Annotated in this window: 17 protein-coding genes and 2 pseudogenes; 15 read left to right on the top strand and 4 right to left on the bottom strand. The window is 62.4% G+C overall.

Annotated elements, in window-relative coordinates:
* The first annotated feature begins 13 nt into the window (after positions 1-13).
* The 8 genes from N4261_RS17720 to N4261_RS17685 all read left to right on the top strand — a co-directional run bounded on the left by N4261_RS17720 (position 14) and on the right by N4261_RS17685 (position 9,213).
* Positions 14-2,389: a type I secretion system permease/ATPase gene (locus N4261_RS17720; protein ID WP_261756603.1), complete on the top strand. Its 2,376-nt coding sequence runs from the start codon at positions 14-16 to the stop codon at positions 2,387-2,389.
* A 30-nt stretch (positions 2,390-2,419) separates the two neighbouring features.
* Complete coding sequence (locus N4261_RS17715; RefSeq protein ID WP_261756602.1) at positions 2,420-3,628, top strand: HlyD family type I secretion periplasmic adaptor subunit; 1,209 nt, start codon at positions 2,420-2,422, stop codon at positions 3,626-3,628.
* A 174-nt stretch (positions 3,629-3,802) separates the two neighbouring features.
* Positions 3,803-5,200 (top strand): TolC family protein, encoded by a 1,398-nt coding sequence (locus tag N4261_RS17710; protein ID WP_261756601.1) that lies wholly within the window; start codon positions 3,803-3,805, stop codon positions 5,198-5,200.
* Between the two features lie 452 nt (positions 5,201-5,652).
* A protein-coding gene (locus tag N4261_RS17705) for an IS3 family transposase (RefSeq protein ID WP_261756600.1) occupies positions 5,653-6,755 on the top strand; the annotation gives its coding sequence in 2 pieces (ribosomal slippage) (positions 5,653-5,911 and positions 5,911-6,755; 1,104 coding nt in all).
* A 6-nt stretch (positions 6,756-6,761) separates the two neighbouring features.
* Positions 6,762-7,169, top strand: a complete 408-nt coding sequence (locus N4261_RS17700) for an RHS repeat-associated core domain-containing protein (RefSeq protein WP_354005414.1) — start codon at positions 6,762-6,764, stop codon at positions 7,167-7,169.
* A 307-nt stretch (positions 7,170-7,476) separates the two neighbouring features.
* The gene (locus N4261_RS17695; RefSeq protein WP_261756599.1) at positions 7,477-8,091 is read left to right on the top strand and encodes a hypothetical protein; all 615 of its coding nucleotides are present in this window, start codon (positions 7,477-7,479) and stop codon (positions 8,089-8,091) included.
* Positions 8,092-8,093: 2 nt separating this feature from the next.
* Positions 8,094-8,885, top strand: a complete 792-nt coding sequence (locus N4261_RS17690; protein WP_261756598.1) for an RHS repeat domain-containing protein — start codon at positions 8,094-8,096, stop codon at positions 8,883-8,885.
* On the top strand, positions 8,872-9,213 hold the full coding sequence (locus N4261_RS17685; protein ID WP_261756597.1) for a hypothetical protein: 342 nt from the start codon (positions 8,872-8,874) through the stop codon (positions 9,211-9,213). Before N4261_RS17690 ends, N4261_RS17685 begins: the two co-directional genes overlap by 14 nt.
* A gap of 232 nt (positions 9,214-9,445) precedes the next feature.
* Here the strand turns inward: N4261_RS17685 and N4261_RS26160 are convergent.
* The 4 genes and pseudogenes from N4261_RS26160 to N4261_RS17670 all read right to left on the bottom strand — a co-directional run.
* Positions 9,446-9,583, bottom strand: a pseudogene (locus N4261_RS26160) (antitoxin VbhA family protein); the annotation flags it as partial.
* Between the two features lie 6 nt (positions 9,584-9,589).
* Positions 9,590-10,439, bottom strand: a pseudogene (gene istB, locus N4261_RS17680) (IS21-like element helper ATPase IstB).
* Positions 10,436-11,791 carry an IS21 family transposase gene (istA, locus tag N4261_RS17675; protein ID WP_261756596.1) on the bottom strand — a complete coding sequence of 452 codons (1,356 nt, stop codon included), beginning with the start codon at positions 11,789-11,791 and terminating at the stop codon, positions 10,436-10,438. The pseudogene istB and the gene istA overlap by 4 nt, the downstream one beginning before the upstream one ends.
* Positions 11,792-11,939: 148 nt before the next feature.
* Positions 11,940-12,257 (bottom strand): hypothetical protein, encoded by a 318-nt coding sequence (locus N4261_RS17670; RefSeq protein WP_261756595.1) that lies wholly within the window; start codon positions 12,255-12,257, stop codon positions 11,940-11,942.
* A gap of 321 nt (positions 12,258-12,578) precedes the next feature.
* On the opposite strand from N4261_RS17670, the gene N4261_RS17665 reads away from it, so the two are divergent.
* The 7 genes from N4261_RS17665 to N4261_RS17635 all read left to right on the top strand — a co-directional run bounded on the left by N4261_RS17665 (position 12,579) and on the right by N4261_RS17635 (position 23,932).
* Positions 12,579-13,409, top strand: coding sequence for an RHS repeat-associated core domain-containing protein (locus N4261_RS17665; RefSeq protein ID WP_261756593.1), 831 nt, complete (start codon positions 12,579-12,581; stop codon positions 13,407-13,409).
* A gap of 412 nt (positions 13,410-13,821) precedes the next feature.
* A complete protein-coding gene (locus tag N4261_RS17660; RefSeq protein WP_261760754.1) occupies positions 13,822-14,175 on the top strand; it encodes an RHS repeat-associated core domain-containing protein in 354 nt (117 codons plus the stop codon).
* A gap of 127 nt (positions 14,176-14,302) precedes the next feature.
* Positions 14,303-15,563 (top strand): IS3 family transposase gene (locus N4261_RS17655; protein WP_261760753.1). Its coding sequence is split into 2 segments (ribosomal slippage): positions 14,303-14,637 and positions 14,636-15,563, totalling 1,263 coding nucleotides; the frame shifts between segments, so codons are not numbered across the junction.
* A 1,089-nt stretch (positions 15,564-16,652) separates the two neighbouring features.
* Positions 16,653-18,623 (top strand): RHS repeat domain-containing protein, encoded by a 1,971-nt coding sequence (locus N4261_RS17650; protein ID WP_261756592.1) that lies wholly within the window; start codon positions 16,653-16,655, stop codon positions 18,621-18,623.
* A gap of 4 nt (positions 18,624-18,627) precedes the next feature.
* On the top strand, positions 18,628-21,186 hold the full coding sequence (locus N4261_RS17645) for an RHS repeat domain-containing protein (RefSeq protein WP_261756591.1): 2,559 nt from the start codon (positions 18,628-18,630) through the stop codon (positions 21,184-21,186).
* 2 nt (positions 21,187-21,188) lie between these two features.
* A complete protein-coding gene (locus tag N4261_RS17640; protein WP_261756590.1) occupies positions 21,189-23,570 on the top strand; it encodes an RHS repeat domain-containing protein in 2,382 nt (793 codons plus the stop codon).
* On the top strand, positions 23,555-23,932 hold the full coding sequence (locus tag N4261_RS17635) for a hypothetical protein (protein ID WP_261756589.1): 378 nt from the start codon (positions 23,555-23,557) through the stop codon (positions 23,930-23,932). The genes N4261_RS17640 and N4261_RS17635 overlap by 16 nt, the downstream gene beginning before the upstream one ends.
* Positions 23,933-23,994 lie beyond the last annotated feature (62 nt).

The raw sequence follows: 23,994 nt of genomic DNA, 5'->3' as shown, positions 1-23,994 counted from the left end.
CACGATTCCCCCAATGACCCGGCCGCACGATCCTTTCTTCGACGGAGACCCGCACGCACGCCGCCCCGGCCTGCGTCTGGCCGCCGAGGACGGCCAGCGCGCGCCCGGCATGCCGGACGAACCGCATGATCCGCTGGCGGACCTGGCCCAGCAGCCGGCGGTCGATCCGCTGCTGCAATGCCTGGCCTGGCTGACCCAGCATCACGGCCGGCCGCGCTCGATCGAATCCCTGCGCGCGGGCGCGCCGATCGAAGGCGCGCTGAGCCCTGACCAGGGCATTCGCCTGATGCGCGAGGCCGGCTACAACGCCGGGCTGCTGCGCAAGGGCATCGAGGAAATCCACCAGCTGCTGCTGCCTGCGGTGCTGCTGCTCAACGGCGGCGACGCCTGCGTGCTGGTCCGCCGCCTGGACGATGCGCCGGAGGGCGGGGCCCGCTACGAAGTCGTTTTCCCCGGCCCGGAGGCGGCCAGCTGCGTGGCGCCGGCGTCCGAGCTGGATCAGGAATACAGCGGTTTCATCCTGGCGGTGACGCCGCAGGAGCAATCGCAGGCCAAGCCGCTGTCCAAGGAAGATCAGCCGCTGCTGCAGCCCGAGAATCACTGGCTGTGGGGCACCCTGCGTCGCTTCGTGCCCTATTACCGCTCGGCGATGCTGGCCGCGCTGCTGAGCAATGTGCTGATGCTGGTGTCGGGCCTGGTGACCTCGGTCATCTACGACAAGGTCATTCCGCACCAGGCGCTCGTCACGCTGTGGACACTGGCGGTCGGTGCCGGGCTGGCGCTGCTGTTCGACATGTTTGCGCGCCAGTTGCGCAGCCACCTGATCGACCTGGCCGGCCGCAAGACCGACCTGATCATCGGCGCCAAGCTGTTCCGCCAGACGCTGGGCGTGCGGATGGAACACAAGCCGGCGTCGGCTGGCTCCTATGCCCACTATCTGGCGCAGGTCGAGGTGGTGCGGGACTTCTTCACCTCCGCGACCATGTCGGTGCTGACCGACCTGCCGTTCATCGTCGTGTTCGTCGCGATGACCTTCGTGATCGGTGGTCCGCTGGGCTGGGTGCTGATGGGCGCGATCCCGCTGATGCTGCTGATGAGCCTGGCCATCCAGGGTTATCTGCGCCGGGCGATGCGCACCAACATGACCGAGGCGGCCGATCTGCACGGCACCCTGGTCGAGGCGCTGGAAGGCCTGGAAGACCTGAAGACCTCCGGCGCCGAGGGCCGCTTCCTGCGTCGCTACGAGCAAAGCACCGCGATCGTGGCCGAGTCCGCGCTGCGGGCCCGGACGATGTCGAGCTGGAGCATGAACATCTCGATGACCATGCAGCAGCTGATCAACCTGATCATGCTGGTGTGGGGCGTCTACCTGATCAACGACGGCGTGATCAGCGCCGGCTCGCTGATCGGCGCGGTGATGTTTGCCGGCCGCGCCACCATGCCGCTGAACAGCCTGGTCAGCCTCGCGACCCGTTACCAGGGCGCGCGCGCGGCGATGCAGTCGCTCAACAGCGTGATGAATGCGCCGACCGAGCGGGAGTCCAACCGCAACTATGTGCCGCTGAACCAGATCACCGGCCGCATCGGCCTGAACGATGTCGGCTTCTCCTATCCGCCGCAAGGTGACGGTCAGTCGCCGAAGGTGCTGCGCAATGTGACCTTGCGCATCCAGCCGGGTGAGCGGTTGGCGATCCTCGGACGCATCGGCAGCGGCAAGTCGACGGTGCTGCGCATGCTCGCGGGCTTGTACCAGCCCACCGAGGGCATGGTGGAAGTGGACGGCATCGACCTTCGGCAGGTGGATCCGGCCGAGTTCCGCAGCAAGGTGGGCTTTGTGTCGCAAGAGCCGCGGCTCTTTCACGGCACCTTGCGTGACAACGTCCTGATGGGACGGCATGTCGATGCGCAACGGCTGGTCGAAGTGGCGAAGCTGACGGGCCTGGACCGCGTGGTGGCCGGGCATCCGATGGGCTGGGACCTGCCAGTCGGCGAAATGGGCAGCCTGTTGTCTGGCGGCCAGCGGCAACTGGTGGCGCTGGCGCGCAGCCTGGTCACCCGTCCGCAGATCCTGCTGATGGACGAGCCCACCAGCTCGATGGATGCGCAAAGCGAGATCGCTTTCCTGCGCCAGCTGCGCGATGCCGCCGGCCAGTGCACGCTGGTGATGGTCACCCATCGGCCGGCGGTGCTGGAGCTGGTGTCGCGCATCCTGGTGGTGGACAGTGGCCGGCTGGTGATGGACGGCCCGCGCGATCAGGTGCTGGCGGCGCTCTCGGGCGTCCGCCCGGCCGCGCCCGCCGGGCAGGCGCCGGCGCAGAGCGCGCCGGAGGCCGGCAATCTGCACATGCATCCGGCGGCACAGCCGGTGCAGCGCTCGGCCTCGGTCTGACCGACGTCGCACGCGACTCTCTGACTTCCCATGGCACAAGAACGCACCCTCACTCGCGAAGAAGGCCTGTTCGTCGGCAGCGTGAACGCGGCGCTGATCGACGAGCCCTTGCCGCGCGCGGTCTGGGTGCTGTATCTGCTGGCGGCGGTGCTGCTGGTGGGCGTGGCCTGGTCGTCGATCGCCACGGTGGATGAGGTCACCCGCAGCGACGGCCGCATCGTGCCGGACGGCAAGGAGCAGATCATCACCAGCCTCGAATCCGGCATGCTGAGCAAGCTGCTGGTGCGCGAGGGTGAGGAAGTGGAAGCTGGCCAACCGCTGGCGGAGCTCGATCCCACGCGGGCCGAGGCGGCGCAGAACGAAAGCCAGGTCAAACGGCTGGGCGTGATGGCGCAGGTGGCGCGGCTGCGGGCCGAGGCCTTGGGTCAGGCGCTGAAGTTCCCGCCGGAAGTGCAGCAGGTGCAGCGGCTGGTGGACAGCGAGACGGAAGTCTTCGAAACCCGGCGTCGGGTGTTGGAGGAGGCGGTCTCCAGCATCAACCGCAGCGTGGGGCTGCTCGCGACCGAGCAGAAGATGGCGCAGGACATGGCGTCCAAGGGGCTGATGTCGAACGTCGAGGTCATGCGGCTGACGCGCCAGGTCAACGAATTGCAACAGCAACGAAACGAACGTATCAGCCGCTTCCGGCAGGAGGCGAGCACCGATCTGTCGCGGGTGCAGACCGAGCTGGCGCAGATCGACGAGCAGATGGTGGTGCGCCGCGATGCGTTGCAGCACACGGTGCTGAAGTCGCCGGTCAAGGGGCTGGTCAAGAACATCAAGATGAACACGGTGGGCGGGGTGGTGTCCTCGGGCGCGCCGATCATGGAAATCGTGCCGCTGGGGCCGCGGGTGCTGGTCGAGGCGCGGGTCAAGCCGCGGGACATCGGCTTCGTGCAGGTGGGGCAGAGCGCCATCGTCAAGCTGTCCGGCTATGACTACAACGTCAATGGCGGCCTGCACGGCAAGATCGAATACATCAGCCCCGATGCCCTGGGCGAAACGGAAAAGAACGGCGAGGGCACCTACTACCGGGCCATCGTGGCGGCGGACCGCAGCACCTTGCAGATGAAGGGCGAGCCGCTGCCGGTGATCCCGGGAATGACCGCGTCGGTGGAGATCCGCACCGGTGAGCGCTCGGTGCTGAGTTATCTGTTGCGTCCGATGCTGAAGTCCCGCGAGGCGCTGCGGGAGCGTTGATCCCGCGCCTGTCACAGGTGGGCGCAGGTCTGGGTGCGACAGGGTAACTGTTGGTTACCGCAAGTTGCCGGACATCTGTTGAACTGTCGTCTTCATTCCTCCTTATCGAGGTTTCGCCGTGGTCCAGAACTGGTCCAGTACAGGCATGGGAAATTGCTTGCAGTACGCGTGACCATGACCGACACCACTCCGCGCCGGAACCATCGGCGCCATCCCTTCGTCGCTTCCTGTCTTGCCCTGGCCGTGGGGGCGCTGGTGCTGCCTGCGTGGGCGCAGAACCCGCCGCCCAGCCGCTGCAGTGACGATGCGGCCTTGCCGGCGACGCAGACGGCCGCCAAGGATGCGGCACTGCTGGAATCCGGCACGGCTGATCCGCGGACGCAGTTGCAGGAACTGGTCGAGCGCGCGCTCAATCGCAGCAAGGCGGTCGGCGCGGTGCGCCTGCTGGCGCAAGCGGCCGAAGCCGATCTGGCGGAAGCGAAGGCGCAGCGCATGCCTACCGTCACGCTGGGGGTGACGGGCTCGCATGTAGGCACGATCTTGCCGGGCAACGGACCCGACACACGCCAGAGCGGCCTGCAAGGCCGCGGCACGCTGAGCGTGACCGCGCCGATCTATGACTCCGGCCGCATCACCAAGCTCACCGAATGGCGCGCGCAGTTGGCGGAGGCGGCACGCTTCGGCACCAGCAATGCGGAAGAACAACTGGCGCTGCAGACGGTGTCGCTGGCGCTGGACCGAGGCCGCTACCAACTGCAGGCGCAGGTCTACACCCAGTACGTGCGCAAGATGGCCTGCCTGGTTGAGGCGCTGGACATCATCACCAAGGCGGACCGCGGCCGCGCCAGCGAACTGGTGCAGGCGCAGAAGAGCCTGCAGCAGGCCGACCTGTCCTATGAACAGACGGTGTCGGCACTGCGGCAGACCGAGGTGCGGCTCAAGCGTTTCGTGGGTGACGATCTGCCGCGCAGTGCCACGATGAGCACGGTGCTGGCGCGTCTGCCGGATCTGAATGAAATGCTGTCGGACGTGATGCTGGCGCCGGACGTGGCGCAGGCGGCGGCCAATGCGCAGGCGCAGCGCAGTTATGCGGAATCGGTCCGCGCGGGCCAGCAGCCGAGCGTGAGCTTGCTGGTCACGGGCGCGGCGACGGTCGGTCAGGCGCGTCAGCAGGACTGGGTGGGCGGCGTGCAGGTCAACATTCCGATCGTCCAGCCGGGCGCGGATTCGGCACTGACATCGGCCCGTCGACGCGCCCAGGCGGCATCGCTGCAGCGCGACGACACCATCGAGGCCAAGCGCTACCGCGTGCAGGAGATGTACGAGGCGGCGCAATCGTCCATGGACCGGTCGCGTCGCATCGTCGACATCCTGCGCAACAGCGACCGTGTGCGCGGCTTCACACTGCAGCAGTGGCAGCAACTGGGCAAACGCTCGCTGTTCGACGTCATGGCGGCGGAGGGCGATTACTACTCGATGCGCATCGCGCATGTGAATGCGCTGTATGACGCGCAGCAGGTGGTGGCGATCATCTGGTCGCAAGGGCGAGGGGTGGTGACGCCGTTGCGGTGAGGGGCCGGGCCGGCAATGGCCGGCGGATGATTGAATGAATGAAGCGCCTGTGTATCAGGCGCTTTGTTTTTTTGGGGCCGAATCGATGACTTGCGCGATGAGCGCGCGGGGGGGCGGTTTCAAAACAACGCGCACTGGCTCTGTTGCAGTTCCGGGGTGGCTGCATTGCAGGCAATTTGCCAGAATCGCGCCGGGTTGAGTGAGGTCGTCGAAGACGCGCGGACCCTCATTGACACGTTTCATTTCGCCGCGCCATGAAATTCTTGTCTATCATTTCTTCCCTTCTGGCATTAGGGGCGCTGTTCGGTTGCTCAAAGGCCGATAAAAATAGTGCTTCGTTTACGTATGCCTCTGGCGTCCGACTGGTTGAATTTTCTGAGTGCCATGTGACCTGCCCGGTTTCTCCGAGACGTTGATTTCCAGAGAAGATGGCTCTATCCCAAGAGGAGCCCATGAGAAAGAGTCGATTCACGGAAGAACAGATGGTGGCGATCCTGCGCGAGGCGGACCGCACCACGGTGGCGGAAGCGGCCAAGAAGCACAAGGTCAGCGAGCCCACGATCTACGCTTGGCGCAAGCACTTCGGCCAGCTTGAAGTGGCTGACGTCAAGCGCCTGAAGGCCCTGGAGCTGGAGAACAGCCGGCTCAAGAAGCTGCTGGCTGAGCGTGATCTGGACATCGAGGTCCTGAAGGAGATCAACGCAAAAAAATGGTGAGCCCGCCGGCTCGACGCGCCCAGGTCGCCTTCGCTCGCGAGCGCGGCCTGAGTCTGCGTCGGGCTTGCGGGCTCGTCGGCATGTCCCGGGCCACGCCCAGCTACAAGCCGCGCATGCTGGCCAAGGATGCGCCAGTGATCGAGGCGATGAAGGAGTTGTCGGCCCAGTACCCACGCTACGGTTACCGGCGCATCCGCATCTTCCTGCGCCGACGCGGATTCGAACTGAGCTGGTCGCGCACGCATCGGCTGTGGCGCCAGGCGGGCCTGCTGGTGCCCAGGAAGCGTTCGCGCAAACGCATTGCGTCCCAGCGGCCGCGCGTGCACACGCCCTTCAAGGCCAACATGGTCTGGGCCTACGACTTCGTCTTTGACACGACGGCCACGGGCCAGCAGCTCAAGTGCCTGACCGTCATCGACGAGTACACCCGCGAGTGCCTGGCCATCGACGTGGCCGGCTCCATCCGATCCAAGCGCGTGATCGAGGTGCTATCACGGCTGGTGAGCGTGCACGGAGCGCCGCTGTTCATGCGTTCGGACAACGGGCCGGAGTTCGTTAGCCTGGCCATCCTGGAATGGATCGCCGGCGCCGGAATCGCGACCGTGCTCAACGACCCGGGCAAGCCCTGGCAGAACGGTACCGACGAGAGCTTCAACGGCAAGCTCCGCGACGAATGTCTGTCCGTTGAATGGTTCCGCTCGCGCCGCGAGGCCAAGGTCGTCATCGAGTCCTGGCGTCAGCACTACAACGAGGTCAGGCCGCACAGCAGCCTGCAATACTTGACCCCGACGGAGTTCAAGCAGCAACTCCATCAAGTCCTGCAACCCGCCGTCTTCTAGGAACTACTGTCTCGAAATTCCCGAGCAGGTCAGCGCTGGCGCTGGCTGAGCGAGCCGTTTGGGACCACGCCGGCGGAGGCGATTCCGAGCTCGATCGAGACGCTGGCAGTGAATCTGCGGTTCCCCGGGCCGTACTTCGACAAGGAGTCGGGGCTGAATTACAACTACTTCCGGGACTATGACGCGACGACTGGGAGGTATGTTCAAAGTGACCCCATCGGGTTGGACGGGGGCATCAACACGTACGCTTATGTGGGTGGGAATCCGCTGGGCTTTAGTGACCCAATGGGTTTACAGGCTGTTCCTACACCCTGGGGGCCAATGCCACTGCCGCCGCCAGTGCCAAGTGCGAGTCCGAGTGGCGGACGCTGGGGTTATGACCCAAGGTCAGATACTTACACGCTTCAGGGGTGAATTCGAATAACGATAACTGCTGTACTTCATACACAGACGTCTACGAGGCAAATGACGAAAAGCATGGAAGTACGCCGCGCGGGAAAATTTCTGCTGAACCATCATTCCCAGACCTCGCAATGCAGAATTCCGTTGCTGTGGGAAGATCAAAGATTGGTTATGATGGTTTGTCCGGCCAAGTTTTGATGTTTCGTTCGCACTGGGCTGACGAACAGAAGTGCATTAAATATTTGCATGGGTATGTGGTTTATCAGCGAGATCTCACTCCGGAACAATGGAAGGCTGGGCGTGACGCTGGTTTTCCAAATTGGCCGAGAAAACCAAAATGACAAATGAGAATGTCGTGTCTTATTCTTTGAGCTTCGCCGGTTTCTCAATCGAAGTCCGCGTTGATGAGCAATCATCGATAAATTTCACAAATCGGTTTGATCAGTATGGCCCAGACTTCGTGTTTGCTGTTGCAGAGATATGGCTGAACCACGAAGGCTCAACGCACCTCATCGTTCCGGCTACTCACCCAGAAAATTTTCTGGAATGCCTGCGGGATTTGAGCACATGTGTGTCCAGCCCACCGGTAGTGCTTGGTATAGAAGAGGTAATTCCCTGCGGTGGATGGTGTTCGTGGATGGCCGGATACTGGGATCGAGTTGACCGAGAAAGTGATATGGTCAGTGACGAAGAAATATATGAACTTCTGATTCCGGCATCCTTTGTGGCAAGTAAGGTTGGTTATATCGCCGTCTACGTGTACGGTGACAAGAAAATATTTGAAGTTGCCGTCCGCCCCGATGAAGGACGCAAGGCGATAGGCGTTTGGGCACAATTCAATTCAGACGCGCTAGGTACTGAGGTTAAACATCTGGCGAAGGTTATCGCTGAGAATATTTGTGGTGCGGAAAAGAAGCCCGGTAAGCTGGGCTGAGCTTGCAAACCCAAGGGGCACTCGCTGAAACCCTTCGCGTAGACATATTGGTGGCGGTGATCACGCCGTCCAGCACGACCGAGCCGCGGGTGTCTCACGCGTACTCGGACCACCTGAACGCGCCGCGCCTGCTGATCGACATGGCTGGAGCGCAGCGCTGGCGCTGGCTGAGCGAGCCGTTTGGGACCACGCCGGCGGAGGCGGTTCCGAGCTCGATCGAAACGCTGGCAGTGAATCTGCGGTTCCCTGGGCAATACTTCGACAAGGAGTCGGGGCTGAATTACAACTACTTCCGGGACTATGACGCGACGACGGGGAGGTATGTCCAAAGTGATCCCATCGGGCTCAACGGGGGCATCAACACGTACGCATACGTGGGTGGGAACCCAATTTCAGCGGTTGATCCGGACGGGCGCATCGCACAGACGCTGCCTATCCTCGTGCCGGTTGTGATCGTTGGCTGTGCGCTTTCGCCAGGCTGTAGAGATTGGGTCAAAGATCAAATGCAGCCTGACCGCCAGGATCCCCTGAAATATGACCCTGGGTATAAGCCCGGCAACTGGCCCCCGCCGCCCATCGACCCTCCGAAGGACAAGCCGGATTCATGGCCCAAGGACGACAAGAACTTTTGCATTCGCACCTACGCTTTGTGCCAGGACTATGACTGGACCGGCAATTGCCAGGCTTGCCTTGACAGGTGCTTGGGGTCGGCCTCAGGGAACTGGCCGTTCACAGGGCCTCAATCGTGTCGCCCGAGAAATAAGAAGAGAGGAGACATGTGTGAAGCTAAGTGATCTTGAAGCAGCAATCGAGCTGATTGATGCGTACAGAGAAGGCGCCTTCGGTGTAGACGAGGCTGTCTCAGATCAGCAGTTAGAACTGCTGAGGCTGCTGCGCGCGGATCTGTTGCCCCGGAATCCAGAGCTTGACGATGACATGGCCTCACTGGCTCCTAGGTTGGCCGACGAGGACACCCGCTGGAATCGTGCAGCCATGGAGGCGTTCGATGCCATCTATTCGTTGAGATCAGAGGGGCGCGAGCAGGAGGCAAACATGAGGCAACAGAGTTTCCTTCGTGCGTGTCCATCGGCGTGGTACCGAGACGTGGTGGAGGCCGCATAGGTCCACGGAGCCCGGTAGGTTGGGGTCGTTGACCCCAACGCTGTTGCCACATCCTGAAGACCTCGCCGGGTGACGACGGCACGCAACGGGCCGACCGGGTCAGCTTGCCGGACCGGACCCGCTGCTTTGCCATCGCCGCCAGCCCGGTAGGCTGGGGTAAGCCTTGCGCACCCCAGCACTCAGCGCCGGCTGGCCTCGCCCTTCGATCTGCGGGCTTGGCCCGGTCAATGATCCGCCGCTTGACTTCCTCGGCGTCGAGCTGCCCGTCGACCATGGCCTGCATGTCGGCCAGGAACTCCGGGCTGGGCTGATGCCCCTCGATACGTGTATTGGCCAGGGTGTCAACGGTCGCCCAATTTTCCCCACCCATGGTCGTCTAAACTTCCCCACCCGGTTGGGTAGCTGTGTCGTCGTGTGATCGGACGAGCCCGGCCTTGAGCTTGTCCTTCAAGCGGTAGGAGTTGCCGCGAATGTTCATCGTCACGGCGTGGTGCAGGAGCCGGTCAAGGATGGCTGTTGCGATGACGCGGTCACCGAAGACCTCGCCCCAGGCGCCGAAGCTCTGGTTGCTTGTGAGCACCATCGGGCCGCGCTCGTAGCGGCGACTGATGAGCTGGAAGAATAGGTTGGCCCCGATCCGGTCGATGGGCAGGTAGCCGATCTCATCGATGATGAGCAGCCGCGGCGCGGTGTAGAGCTTGAGCTTCTCTTCGAGCCGACCTTCGGCGTGCGCCTTGGTCAACTTTTCGATCAACGTGGCCGCCGTCGTGAAACAGCACCCGGTAGCCCGCCTCGATAGCCTTCATGCCAAGGCTGACAGCCAGGTGGGTCTTGCCCACGCCTGGCGGCCCCAGCACGATGACGTTGTCGCCGTGCTCGATGAAGTGGCAGCTCGCCAGGGTCTGGACCTGCTTGCGGTCGATCGACGGTTGGTAGTCGAAGTCGAAGGTCTGCAGCGGCTTGACGAAGGGGAAGCGTGCCATCGCCGTACGCATCGCAATGTTCTTGCTGGTCTTGGCCGCCACCTCTTCACTGAGCACCTGCTCCAGGAATTCCGCGTAGGGAAGCTCTTGCTCGGCAGCATGCTGCAGGAGTGCCTCCAGTCGTTCGCCGCTCTTGAGCAACCGCAGCTTGCGCAGTTGCTCGCCCAGGCGTTCGAGTTGCGCTGGTGTCGTCACAGCTACGGTCGTCACCGCGGCGGCAGCTTCCTTGGTGGTTCTGCTCATGCTGAGATCTCCACGTTCGCGCTGCTGAGGAGTTGCTCGTAGACCGCCAGGTCGCGCACCTCGACGTCGCGAGTTGGCACGCCAGCCGCATGTGCACTCGGGGCTGCATAGCGCTGCCGGGCATTGCGTGACGAGGCGCCGGGCCCATGTTCGGGTTGCACGCTCAACTGGCTTCTTCCGGCTAGCACCGGATGCTCGGCCACCACTGCGCCACGGTGGCGGATCACCCACGTACCGCCCTCTCGCACCACCTGCACTGTCCGGCCGATCAGCATGAACGGCACCGAGTAGCGGTTGCCGTCGATGGCCACCAGCCAGTCGTCGGCGACGACCCTATCGCGAACCATCGCCTGTAGGAAGCTCGCGTGATCTGCCGTCGGCACCAGGGCCTGCGCTTCCTCGGCAAAGCGATCAATGGGGCGCTGATGCGTCGTGCCATGGTCGCGCACGTCGGCGATCTCGATCTGCCAGGCGGCCAACTGCTCGTTGAAGTCCTCCAGGCTGCTGAAGGTACGCCCAGGTACGAAGTTGCGCTTGACGTACTTCACCCCAGATTCGACCTTGCCCTTGGTCTGCGCCCGATACGGCTGGCACAGCCGCGGCGTAAAGCCCCAGTGTTCCGCGAATGCTGCGAATGTGGCGTTCAGTCGCGTGCGCCCCTCGGCCGAGCCCAACACCACCGTGCGCATGCGGTCATACAGCAATGTCTCGCAGCGTCCGCCGAAGTGGGCGAATGCGGCCTCGTGGGCGGCCAGCAGATCAGGCATGCGCTGGCGCAGGAACCCGAGTGCGAACCCTCGGCGGCTGTAGCCAAGCGTCATCACGAAGACCTGTACCTTGGTCCGAACACCTCCGAGCGAGACCGTCACCTGACCCCAGTCGCACTGCGCCTGCTCGCCCGGGCCAGTCTCAAACCGGCGCTGCGTCAACGCGGCCACCGTCGCTTCCACTCGCAACGGCACAACCGCTCGGCGAACGATGACGTAGCTGCCCGTGAAGGCACGCTGCGACCGAAGCTCCTGCCAGAGGATTCGGGCGGAGTAGTCGACCTCGGGCGCGCGCTGGGCCAGCCACTGACGGTGCGGGTCTAGCAGGCTGCTCGCCTCGACTCGGCGGTACGGCGCCCAGGCTGCTTGTTGCAGACAGCTGCGCACTGTCTTGCGATCCAGGTCAAGCTCCCGAGCAATGCCCGAGATGCTCAGGCCTCTCGACCGCCGCTCATGAATTGCTTCCCACTGCTGCTGACCAAGCACAGGCGCCTCCGTGTTCTCCTGGAACACGGGCACCGTAACGCCCTTGCCGGCGTCACCCTCGATCTGCGGTACATCGGCCAATTGAACTTCCACTTCCATCGCTCGCTCCTTGGCGTTGATGGGTGGGGAATATTGGACGATCACAGGTGGGGATTATTCGGCGACCACTGACACAGGGCCTGCTCCAGGCGCAAGCGCCGCTCGGCCACGGAGCGTTGGGGTGGGGCGTCTTCGAGCGTTGTGGGCGTCACTTCAGATCCTCGATGTTGTAGTGGGTCGGGTCCCAGGTGAACTTCGGCAGCAGTCCTGGCGCTGGCGCCTTCACAGGCGCAGCCGCTTGGACAGCCGGGGCCGTGGCAGCCGTGGCGGGCGGCTTCTGCGGGGCCGCCTTTGGCGCCGCCGGAGGCTTCGCCTTGAGGCTGGTCGCCAAGGCCGCCGGCACTGCACCTTGCGCCAAACGCCCCTGCACCTGGGCCAGCAAAGGCGCCCGCTTCTTGGCATGCACAAAGCGATGCAGCGCGCTCACATCCACGGCGGTGCCGCGCTCCGCCAAGAACGTCTGCACCTGCCGATACGACACCCCCAGCGCCCGACGTTGCCGGCGGAATTGATGATGGAAATTGGCAGCTACGGCATACCTCTGTCTATTGACAATTACTTCTCTGAAGACTGACTCGACGGTGCTTCAAATGTCAGAAGCCAGCCCAGTCTGGCCAACGGCCAACCGAAGGGCTTGGCCTTGACGCGCAGGCGTGCTATTCGGCGTTCGCCGTGGGAGGTGCATGCGGACGAAGTGGCATGCACCGCTGACGGCAGCGGGCAACTCGCTCCCTTCCCTGAGAAGGGCGGGTCGGATGGGTTGGAGCCGCTACCGCAGGAAAGCGGCGTGACGCTCAACGGCCCCAGCCGGGCGTACACGACCTCGGCCACCAGCAACCGGCTGAACGAGATCAGCGCTCCGGTGCGCAGCTTCAGCTACGACGCGGCGGGCAACACCACTGCGGACACCTCGGGCTACACCAGCACCTACGGGCTGGACGGGCGCATGGCGGGGCTGGTGAAGGCGGGGGTGACCTCAGCCTATGCATACAACGCGGCGGGTCAGCGGGTCCGCAAGATCTCAGGGGCGCAGAAGTACCACTTCGCGTATGACCTGGACGGTCATCTTCAGGGGGAGTACAACAGCGGCGGAGGGGCGCTGCAGGAGTTCATCTGGCTGGGCGACATGTTGGTGGCGGTGATCACGCCGTCCAGCACGACCGAGCCGCGGGTGTATCACGCTTACTCGGACCACCTGAACGCACCGCGCCTGCTGATCGACCCGGCTGGGGCGCAGCGCTGGCGCTGGCTGAGCGAGCCGTTTGGGACCACGCCGGCGGAGGCGGGTCCGAGTTCGATCGAGACGCTGGCAGTGAATCTGCGGTTCCCCGGGCAGTACTTCGACAAAGAGTCGGGGCTGAGTTACAACTACTTCCGGGACTATGACGCGACGACGGGGAGGTATGTGCAATCTGACCCCATCGGGTTGGTGTGTGGCATCAATACCTACAGCTATGTTGGCGGGAATCCAATCAACGCCACCGACAGACTCGGCTTGCTTGAGGATTTCAAGTTTGACATCCAGTTCGGCCGTCTTTCGTCAAACACATGCAGCTGTACGGGCGAAGGTGAACATGCTTTTTCCGGAGATGAGCCGTACATGAATGGGGATGCGTGACCGTAAAAGACAAAAAGCAATGGTGGGAAATTGACAAATCTCTTCTCGCAACGAAAATGGCCACTATTCGGCGGATCGACATTGTTTACTATGGAACGGTGACTGGGAAATGAGTCCGCCGCGCACTCGTCTTCTGCGGTTGCTAGGCCTATTTCTAGTTGCCTTCCTTTTGTCTTCATATGCAATGCAGCTAGGCATAGAAACAGCTTTTGAGAAACAGCCGGGACTTGCATCAAGACTACTGGGTCTGGTCAATGAGGAATTGCTTCCATTTCTTCGAATCGAGAGCATCTCAACTTATGAAGCGTTCTTGGACTTGATGTTTGCGATAAGTTGTTTGATGTCGGTAATAGTCGCCTTAATTTTGTGCTGGGCATATGCCAAGTTACTCGGCGCAAGGAACTAAACGCGCATCCCGCTCTACGACCATCAAAGTGGAAGCTACGTGCAGAGTGACCCCATCGGGATCGAAGGCGGCATCAACGCCTATGCTTACGTCGAAGGCAACCCACTGAGCTTCATTGACCCTGACGGGTTGGTGCCGATTCATCGGGGTGAAGGCGTCGTGACGCAGTCCTACCCTGGTCCGCAAGCCGGTGGCGCCGAGCATGCACGCTGGGGTCCTGGGGAAAACTACAATGCCCACTTGTTCGACAGAGAGGGGCGCGAGGCGCGGATATCCACGGAAGCGTGGAAGCCGCTGACACCTGAGGACGCCAAGATCTACAACCAGAGCAAGCAGATGCAGCGCGCTTGCGCGGACTGACCGAAGGCGAGAAGAAGTTCCTGGACCGTGTGAATCGGAATGTCTTCCACCGTGGCGGTGAGCTAGCCCCCTGATTCACCGGACATGGTCTATCGCTTATCTTTCGGATAGGAGTAAGACTGTGAATATGACTAGGCGAACGGAGTCTGTAGAGGTCCTGGTGACCGATCAACGCAGGCGGCGGTGGACACCGCAGGAGAAGGCTGCGCTCGTGCGACGCACGTACGAGCCGGGCATGTCGGTGTCGCTGGTGTCACGCCAGGAAGGCATCTCGGCCAGCCAGCTGTTCCAGTGGCGCAAGCTGGAGAAGGAAGGCGCGTTGATCGCCGTGTCTGCTGGCGAGTCGGTGGTGCCGGCATCCGAGCTGGCCGCTGCTCGCGCCGAGATCGCCAAGCTGCAGCGCGTGCTGGGCAAGAAGACGATGGAGAACGAGATCCTCAAGGAGGCGGTGGATTACGCCGCCAAAAAAACTGGATTGCGCGCTCGCCCTTGTTGCCCAAGGACGAGCCGTGAAGGCGGTCTGCGACGCACTTGGCCTGGCGCGCTCGCACCTTCACACACGCGTTCATCGCCCGCTGGACTGGCGTGACGGGCGCAAGAACCGCATGCCAGCGCCCGACGCGCAGTTGCTCGACGAACTGCGGCGACACATTGCCGACCTGCCGAGCTACGGCTATCGCCGGGCCTGCGCGCTGGTGAACCGCCAGCGCGTTGTGCAGGGCCGCGCAGTTGTGAACCCGAAGCGCGCCTACCGCGTGATGGCCGAGGCCAAGTTGCTGCTACCCAAGGCGCCTCGCAGGCCGCAGTCCAGCCGCAAGCACGAGGGCAAGGTGGCAGTGACCACGAGCGACACGCGCTGGTGCTCAGACGGCTTCGAGATCAAGTGCGACTCAGGCGAGACCGTGACCGCGACCTTCGCCAAGGACTGCTGCGACCGCGAGGTCATGGCGTGGCGCGCTTGGCCTGGCAAGGGCCTGCCAGGCGAGCCTGTGCGCGAGATGCTCATCGAGGCCGTCGAGAAGCGCTTCGGCGCCGTGGAGGCCATCCCAGAGGACCACCAGCTGGAGTTCCTCACAGACAACGGCGGCGCGTACATCGCCACGCACACGCGCGCCATTGCGCGCTCGCTAGGGCTCAAGCCTGTCACGACGCCGGTGTGCAGCCCGCAGAGCAACGGGATGGCCGAGAGCTTCGTCAACACCTTCAAGCGCGACTACGTCAGCCGCATGAACCTGGCCGATGCCCAGACCGTGATGGCGCAGCTCCCCAATGCCTTCGAGCACTTCAACAGCGTGCATCCGCACTCGAGCCTGAGAATGCGGTCGCCCAGAGAATTCAGGCAACACCAACTCGCGAGCCAAACCAGGCTCGCTTCAACCAGCGCATAGACCCTGTCCGGTTGTGCGGGGGCAAGACCACTGTGCATCAGGCGCTTTGTTATTTGGCGCCAGGCCATTCGCTTGGTTGGATATGCGGTATAGCGCACAGATGCAACTTTGCAGCGATCCGATCAGGCCGGACCGACGCTAGAAGGGGCCGTTACACAACCGCCATCGTCATCGAGCGAAGCGTCTGCCAGAATCGCGCCCGTTCCAGGGGAGGGGCACCGATAGTGCACGTTAGATGCGCGCGGGCCATGTGAAAGCGACTTGATGGACGACGCAATCCCAGCAACCGTCTGAAGTCAGCGACTGATCTTGCTCGGTCCGTGTAGCTATATCGTCTCCCCTCACGCACTTGGCGCCTGGCGCTGGGTGACCCGCGTTGACCAGAGGGAGAGTGCATTGAGATTTAGCAACGGCGCAAGCATCCAACGGTCTGAGTGCCACGGAATTCGTGAGTTCGTCGCAGTTTTGGCATGGCTCCTTTTGGCCGCGCTTCCTACAGTTGCGCACGCATACAGTCGAGTCATTCCCAAAGACTGGCTAAGCCCTGCCTATTCCGCAAGTTTCGAGGGCGCCGCGTATGTGGGTGATCCTCCCAGTCTCCCCGATTTCCCGCGCGTTTACGGCCCGTACTACAACGTGGTCGTTAGAGGCGGCGCCTATGGGGTACCGGAAGATGCAAGGGAACGGGCAGTCGCTTTTGGCAATCAGTATTACTCGGCGCCGAGCCATTGCCGCTCGCCGATGACCTTCTCCGCAGTGGGCGCCTGTTCGGTGAGGGCAGGCGCGACGGACGGCGCGGTCGATTGCCCCATGGTTGGCATTGCCAAGGACCGCGGGCGTTGGCTTGGTGGCGATATCGGAGCTGCGGTGTGCGAAGGTGACCAAACTGGGACCATTACTACCGTCATAACCCCGTCCACTCTGACGTCCTACAAGGACTGTTCCACGGTGAGAGGTCTTTTCGATATCGCCTCTCGACAGTGCGTATGCTCGCCTGGAGAGGTCTTCATTCCTGAACGTCACGCCTGCGCGCCTGTACGCGATCGTTACGTCGTCCTTCCTTGCGACACGTGTCATGGCAATCCAGTAATGGCACCTATTGGCGCGAAGACGCAGTCGGTAGAGGCGGGGTGGCAGCCCTGGCTGCCTATCCGTCTGACCTTCAATTCGATTCGGCGCGTCCCCTACACCGACGGGCTGGCACCGACGCTCCATTCTGATCCGCAGAGCTTCGGTGAATGGACTGCAACTTTCGACAGAGCGTTGTTCATCTTTCCCCAGAGCAATGGTGTGACCTTGGTCAACGCTGCTAGAGGCGATGGGCTCTGGACGACTTTTACGAGTCTTCCAGGTGGAGGGTTCGTTCCAGCTGGCGGCCTCATCGGCGATCGCCTGACGGCCTCTGGCCAAGGTTATGTCTATCGCGACGCCAAGGGAAAGTGGCTGGAACAGTACGATGCTCGCGGCCGTCTTTTGAAGGTCTGGCGAAGCGACGGTGCAACGCTGCAAATCGAGCGAAGCACAGGCGCCGACTATCCATTGATACAGGAAGAGGGGCGGCCAACGAGGCTGGTGGACCAATTCGGGCGTGTGTGGCGGATGGAGTACTCAGCACAGGACCCATCGGCACGAGTGGCGGCGGTAGTGGATCCTGGAAATGGGCGGACCGCCGTCGAATACAAGGGTGGCACGATCAGCAGACTTGTCTGGAATGACGGCTACTCGCGAGACTTTCTTTATGAACATGCGCTGGGTTGGCCGCTCACGGGCTACCTCGATGAAAACGGTGTGCGAGCCGGCACTTATACCTACGATGAGTCTGGGCGCGCCATCGGCACTCGACGCGCCTTGGGTTTGGACGCCTATTCGGTGACATGGCGGGAGCCTAGCGTCTGGTCCACCAGAGAAAGTTATGACCCATTGGCCAACGTCATTTGGCTTGATCACACGCTTAGTCCCGGCATTGATGTCACCGTCAAGTGGCCGAATGGTCATGATGAGAAGCTCGCGGCGACCTCTATCTTTGGCTCGGCGAAGTGGACCTCCAGAACCCAGGCCGCCGGCGCAGGCAGCGCCCCAGCGACCGCTCGCCGAGTGCTGGACGCCAATCAAAACGTGACCCAGTCGGATGACTACAACGGTCATCGCAGCTGCATGCGTTTCGACACCGACCGCAATACCGAGACCGCGCGCATCGATGGTTTGACCACCGCCATGGAATGCGCTGCCGCCTGGTCGGCGCTGCCTGCGCAGGCCCGTCAGACAACTACGCAATGGCATCCTGTTTGGAATCTGGTGACGCGCACCGCGCAGCCGAGCGTGATCACCACCTGGGTATATAACGGACAGCCCGATCCCACCCAAGGCAATGTGGTGCGCCACTGCGTGACCGGCGGGGCGACGGTATTGCCCGATGGCAGTCCGCAGTCGGTGTTGTGCAAGCGCATTGAACAGCCCACCACCGATGCAACCGGCGCTTTGGGCTTTGCCGCTGTGCCCCAGAGCGGTTTGGCTGCTCGGACCTGGCGCTGGACCTACAACGGTTTCGGCCAAGTGCTCACGGAAGTCGACCCGCGGGGAAAGACCACGGTGACCAACGAGTACTACGCCGACACCACAGCGGACCACACGCTGGGGGACCTGAAGAGCACCACCAACGCGGTCGGTCACGTGACGAGCTTTCCTCGCTACAACGCCTACGGACAGCCGCTGGAAGTGGTCGACCCGAACGGTATCAGCAGCACCTACACCTACGACGCACGCCAGCGCGTCAGCTCGGTGACGCAGAACGGGTCCACCACCAGCTACGCCTATTGGCCCACCGGGCTGCTCAAGCAGACCACGCAGGCCGACGGCAGTTCGGTGTCCTACGACTACGACGATGCGCATCGGCTGGTGGGTATCTCAGACCAACTCGGCAATCGGATTGATTACACGCTGGACAGTAGCGGCAATCGGACGCGGGAAGCGGTGAAGGATCCGAGTGGGGAGCTCAGGAGGTCTGTGTCGCGAGCTTTTGATGCGTTGGGGCGAACCAAGCAGGCGACTGGGAGGGAGTAATTAAATGAAAGCTAGCTCAATTAATTTTCACGCGTATTTTTGCGGCCTGAAATCTTGTTTTCCACGTTGTAATATCTTCGTGAAGCTGCTGATTGCAGTGTCAGCATGGTGCAGTACATCCTTTGTATATGCAGAGAGTATTCAGGCCGGTGAACGTTGGTGTGTGTATAACTCGTTTGATTGGATACCGAAATCAGGTGAATGCGCAGGGTCGGCGGAAGAGATGGCGGGTAAGTTCTTTGCTTATGCTTCTCAGCATTTTCAGCCATTTGGTGATGGTGAATTTACGGTATACCGTTCATTCCAAGACATTAAACCTTGCGAAGAGGCAGATATCTACGGGCTCATTGGGGTGGCCTGTCCCTTTGAATTTCGAATGAGGTATGTTTATTCCTATACTGGTGACCCGGGCTCTGATACTATTTATAACCTCGACTTACAGCTTTTTTTGGCCTGCGGACGAGCATTGGGAACGGCCTGGGATCCCAATAGTAATAGATGTGTGCAGACAAACGATATCTCTAAAGAGGAAGTCAAACAATGCCCTACGGTCGGCAACCCGGTGGGGCCGCTCAATGGTGTGAAATATCAACGGCAGCCGCTTCTGTCCTGGGGGCGTGGACACAATCTAAACGCTGACTACAACTTCATGCGCAAGGGCGTCTCTGATACCTTGCATTTACAGGGTCAAATGTCTTTCGGTGATGGTTGGTTTAGTAACGTCCATAAGCGCGGAATTTGGCAGAATAACTATCGTGACTTTGGTGTGCTTTTCCAGCGTGGCGGTGGGGTGTGGAAGTCGTTTTTTCAATATTATCGATCTGATCGCAATGTGCTTGATGTCGATCCATACCCGCCGATCGACTCAAACCTTGGCCGTTATTACTACGATGCTGAATCTGAAGCCGTGGAGACATACCAGCAGATCAGTCGGGACCCGCGAATTGCATCCATCCTGACGCAGACCTATGCGGATGGTCGAAGGCTCTCATACGCCTACGGAGCATTCACAATCAGCAAGAGGGCCACGATTCAGGTCATTGATTCGATAACGGACGAGTCAGGCCGGATGGTCCGATTTCAGTATGAAAAAGTCCCGTTTCGATTTTTCAGGGTCAGAGTGAAAGCGGTAACCGATCCCGCTGGGCAGGTGTATAGCTTTGGTTATTCAGAGGCCGGGATGTTGACTACCATCGATTTCCCGGACGGTACGCGACGCACGTACAACTATGACTCACCCGGCAAACCTTGGCTCATTTCTTCGTTGATTGATGAGAATGGGTCGGTCTACGGCAGTTATGAATACGATGGCCAGGGTCGTGCTATATCCACGCAAACCGGAGGCGCAACCGGTCCGAAATGGACGCTCGAATGGTCGGCCCCACCGCAATGGCAGTTTATTGAGCAGTACGACGAAAGCCGCGGCGCTTTGGTTCGCACCTTGCGGCGAGGAGATCCGACGTCGGTCGTGGTTCACGGCCCCGACGGTCAAGTCAGCGAGATGACCAGCGCCATCATCGACGGTGCGACGGTGCTCCAAAGTCGCGGCCAGCCCGCAGGCGCGGGATGCGATGCGGCGACGTCCAGTGCTGAGTACGACGCCTTTGGCAATCAGACTCGTAAAGTCGACTTCAACGGTACGCAGTCCTGTCACGCCTACGACGCCGGTCGGCATTTGGAAACACGGCGCGTTGAGGGCGTTGGCGCGGGCGCATCATGTGCACCGCTGTTGGCTGCAAGTCCGACCCTCCCGGTCGGAGCCCGCATGGTGAGCTCTCAGTGGATCCCCGTGTGGCGCAAGCAGAGCCAAGTCGCCGAGCCCGGCCGAGTGACGACCTACGTCTACAACGGCCAACCCGACCCGCTCAACGCCAACGCCGTGGCGTCCTGCGCTCCGGCAGACGCTCTGCTGCCGGATGGCAAGCCCATCGTCGTGCTTTGCAAGCGTGTCGAGCAAGCCACCACGGACGTCAACGGCGCAGCGGGTTTCAACGCCGCAGCGCAGCCCGGCGTGGCTGCCCGTACCTGGAGCTGGACCTACGACGCGCAGGGCCGCGTCCTCACTGAGGTCGACCCGCGTGGCAAGACCGTGCTCACCAACGAGTACTACACCGACCGCACCGCAGACCATTACCCCGGCGACCTCAAGTCCGCCACCAACGTCGCGGGCCACGTCACCAGCTTCCCGCGCTACAACGCCTTCGGCCAGGCGCTGGAGGTCATCGACGCCAATGGCATCAGCACCAGCTACACCTACGACGCGCGTCAGCGGCTGACCTCGGTCACTCAGAACGGAGCGACCACCGGCTACGCCTACTGGCCGACCGGCCTGCTCAAGCAGGTCACGCAACCGGACGGGAGCTTCGCGGCGTACGACTACGACGACGCCCATCGCCTGGTGGCCGTCTCCGACAACCAAGGCAACCGCATCCGCTACACGCTGGACCAGCGCGGCAACCGGACCAAGGAAGAGGCGACGGACCCGAGTGGGGCGCTGCGCCGCAGCATGGCCCGGGTCTATGACGCGCTGAGCCGCACACAACAATCGACAGGCAGGGAGTGAAGATGAAGAACCACCTGGGGCGCCTGAGGCGCCGGATGACGCTCGTGGCGATGGCCGCGGCGCTCATCAGCCCCCTCGCACACGCCGCCACGCTGCCGCCGCCGCCCGTCTCGCCCGCGCCGGTGACCGACTACGAATACGACGCCAAGGGCAATCCCACCAAGGTCATCAAGGCCAAAGGGGTGAGCGGCTTCGGCTTCACCACGCAAAACGGCTACGACCCGCTGGACCGGCTGCGCACCAACACCGACGCCAAGAACGGCACCACCACGCTGGGCTACGACGGGCAGGACCAGGTCAAGCAGGTCACCGACCCCCGCAACCTCGTCACCACCTACCAGCGCAACGGACTGGGGGACCTGACCCAACTCAGCAGTCCCGACACCGGCACCGCCAACAGCACCTACGACGCCGCGGGCAACCTGCTCACGCGCACCGACAGCCGAGGCGTGCTGGCCACCTATGCGTATGACGACCTCAACCGGCTCAAGTCGATCGTCTACACGCAGAGCGGCCAGACCAGCCAGACGTACGGGTGGACCTATGACCAGACGGGAACGGCCTTCGGCTACGGGGTGGGTCGGCTCACCACCGCCACCTTCCCCACGGGCAGCACCCAGTTCGGCTACGACGCGCAGGGCCGGGTGATCAGCCAGGTGCAGAACGTCGGCGGCATCGTGCTGAGCACGCGATATGCCTACGACGCCACCGGGCACCTCATCAGCATCACCTATCCCTCGGGCCGGGTGCTGACCATCGTCTACGCGGGCGGACTGCCTGCCGCGCTCTACTTGGCCGCAGACGGGACCGCCACGCCCAAGCCCTTGATCAGCGGCTTGCAGTGGGAGCCATTTGGCGGCTTGCGCAGCTGGTTGATGCACCTCAACAGCGGGACCAAGGCGCAGGAGCGGGTCTATGACGTCTATGGCCGACTGGTCCGCTACCCGCTGGGTGACGTCGTGCGCGACCTCACCTACGACGCGGCCGACCGCATCGTCAGCTACACCCATCTGGACGCCACCACCGGCGCGGCCACAGCGGCCACCCAGGCGCTGGAGCAGACCTTCGGCTACGACGAACTGGGGCGCCTGACCACGGTGACGCTGCCGACGTCGGTCTGGTCCATCGGCTACGACGCCAACGGCAACCGGACCAGCGTGACGCTCAACGGCGCCAGCCGGGCGTACACGACCTCGGCCACCAGCAACCGGCTCAATGAGATCAGCGCGCCGGTGCGCAGCTTCAGCTACGACGCGGCGGGCAACACCACTGCGGACACCTCGGGCTACACCAGCACCTACGGGCTGGACGGGCGCATGGCGGGGCTGGTCAAGGCGGGCGTGACCTCGGCCTATGCATACAACGCGGCGGGTCAGCGGGCCCGCAAGATCTCAGGGGCGCAGAAGTACCACTTCGCCTATGACCTGGACGGTCATCTGCAGGGGGAGTACAACAGCGGCGGAGGGGCGCTGCAGGAGTTCATCTGGCTGGGCGACATGTTGGTGGCGGTGATCACGCCGTCCAGCACGACCGAGCCGCGGGTGTATCACGCGTACTCGGACCACCTGAACGCGCCGCGCCTGCTGATCGACATGGCTGGTGCGCAGCGCTGGCGCTGGCTGAGCGAGCCGTTTGGAACCACGCCGGCGGAGGCGATTCCGAGCTCGATCGAGACGCTGGCAGTGAATCTGCGGTTCCCCGGGCAGTACTTCGACAAGGAGTCGGGGCTGAATTACAACTACTTCCGGGACTATGACGCGACGACGGGGAGGTATGTCCAAAGTGACCCCATCGGGTTAGCTGGGGGCATCAATACTTTCGCATACGTCAACGGTAACCCGGTTGGCGATGTGGATCCGACCGGCGAGTTTGGTCTGCTTGGTGGGCTCGTCGGCGGGCTCGGCGACCTGGGCTATCAGCTCTACAGGAACGGCGGCAATCTCAAGTGCGTCAATTGGTGGGAGGTCGGCTCATGGGCGTTGACTGGCTCCGGGGCCGGCATCGTCGGGCGAGCAGGTTTGACTGGCGTTGCCAATTTCTTTTCGAACGCCAATAAGTTCAAGAACATTAGCCGTGCGTATTGGGGTGCCCGTGGGGGTGCCAATGGCATGAGCCTGGACCATTGGATGATTTCTCAGGCTGCCGGTCGGAGCGGTGCTGTTTCGGAGAGCGTTGTAAACGGCGGCTGGAATCTACTGGAAATGCCAGCTTCTTGGAACACATGGTTGGGCTTTGCGCCGAACTGGGGAGGTACTCAAGCTGCGCTGGCGAATGCTGCCCGATTGGGCGTCCAGGTGGGCGTTCCCGGTGTTGCGGCGGCATCCGGCTACGCGGGGTACCAAATCGGGACCAACGCGCAGCAAGAGCAATGTGGTTGCCAGTGATGTTGGCCGTCTGCATCCGTTGCGGCAACATCAAGCGGGGCCCCGCTGCCAAGTGCGCCGTGTGTCACTTCCAGCCTCAGGACGTCGAGGACAAAGCGAGGTCGCTCATCCTCTCCACGGCCTATGAGATTGATGGCGAGTACCGAGGCAAGACGAAAGAGGAACTGCAAGCCATCGCTGCTGCAATCGCAAAGGGCCAGCCGTACCCCTTCGACGATGCAGAGGTTCGGTCGGTGGTCGAGTACTCCGAGCGCGTACTGGCCGTGCCCGCCAAGCGGCTGGCAATCGACGGACTGCGCTGGTTGTTGCCGCCCATCTTGGTTCTGGCAGTTGTGTGCTTCGTGCTGTTCTGGAAGAAATAGCCGCCGCAGGACAGCGGGCAGCACCGGCCGGCGCAAGGAAACCACGCCAAGGGAGGCCGTCT

Source organism: Roseateles amylovorans, assembly GCF_025398155.2.
Lineage (GTDB): Bacteria > Pseudomonadota > Gammaproteobacteria > Burkholderiales > Burkholderiaceae_C > Roseateles > Roseateles amylovorans.
This window is presented reverse-complemented; position numbering and strand designations above follow the sequence as displayed.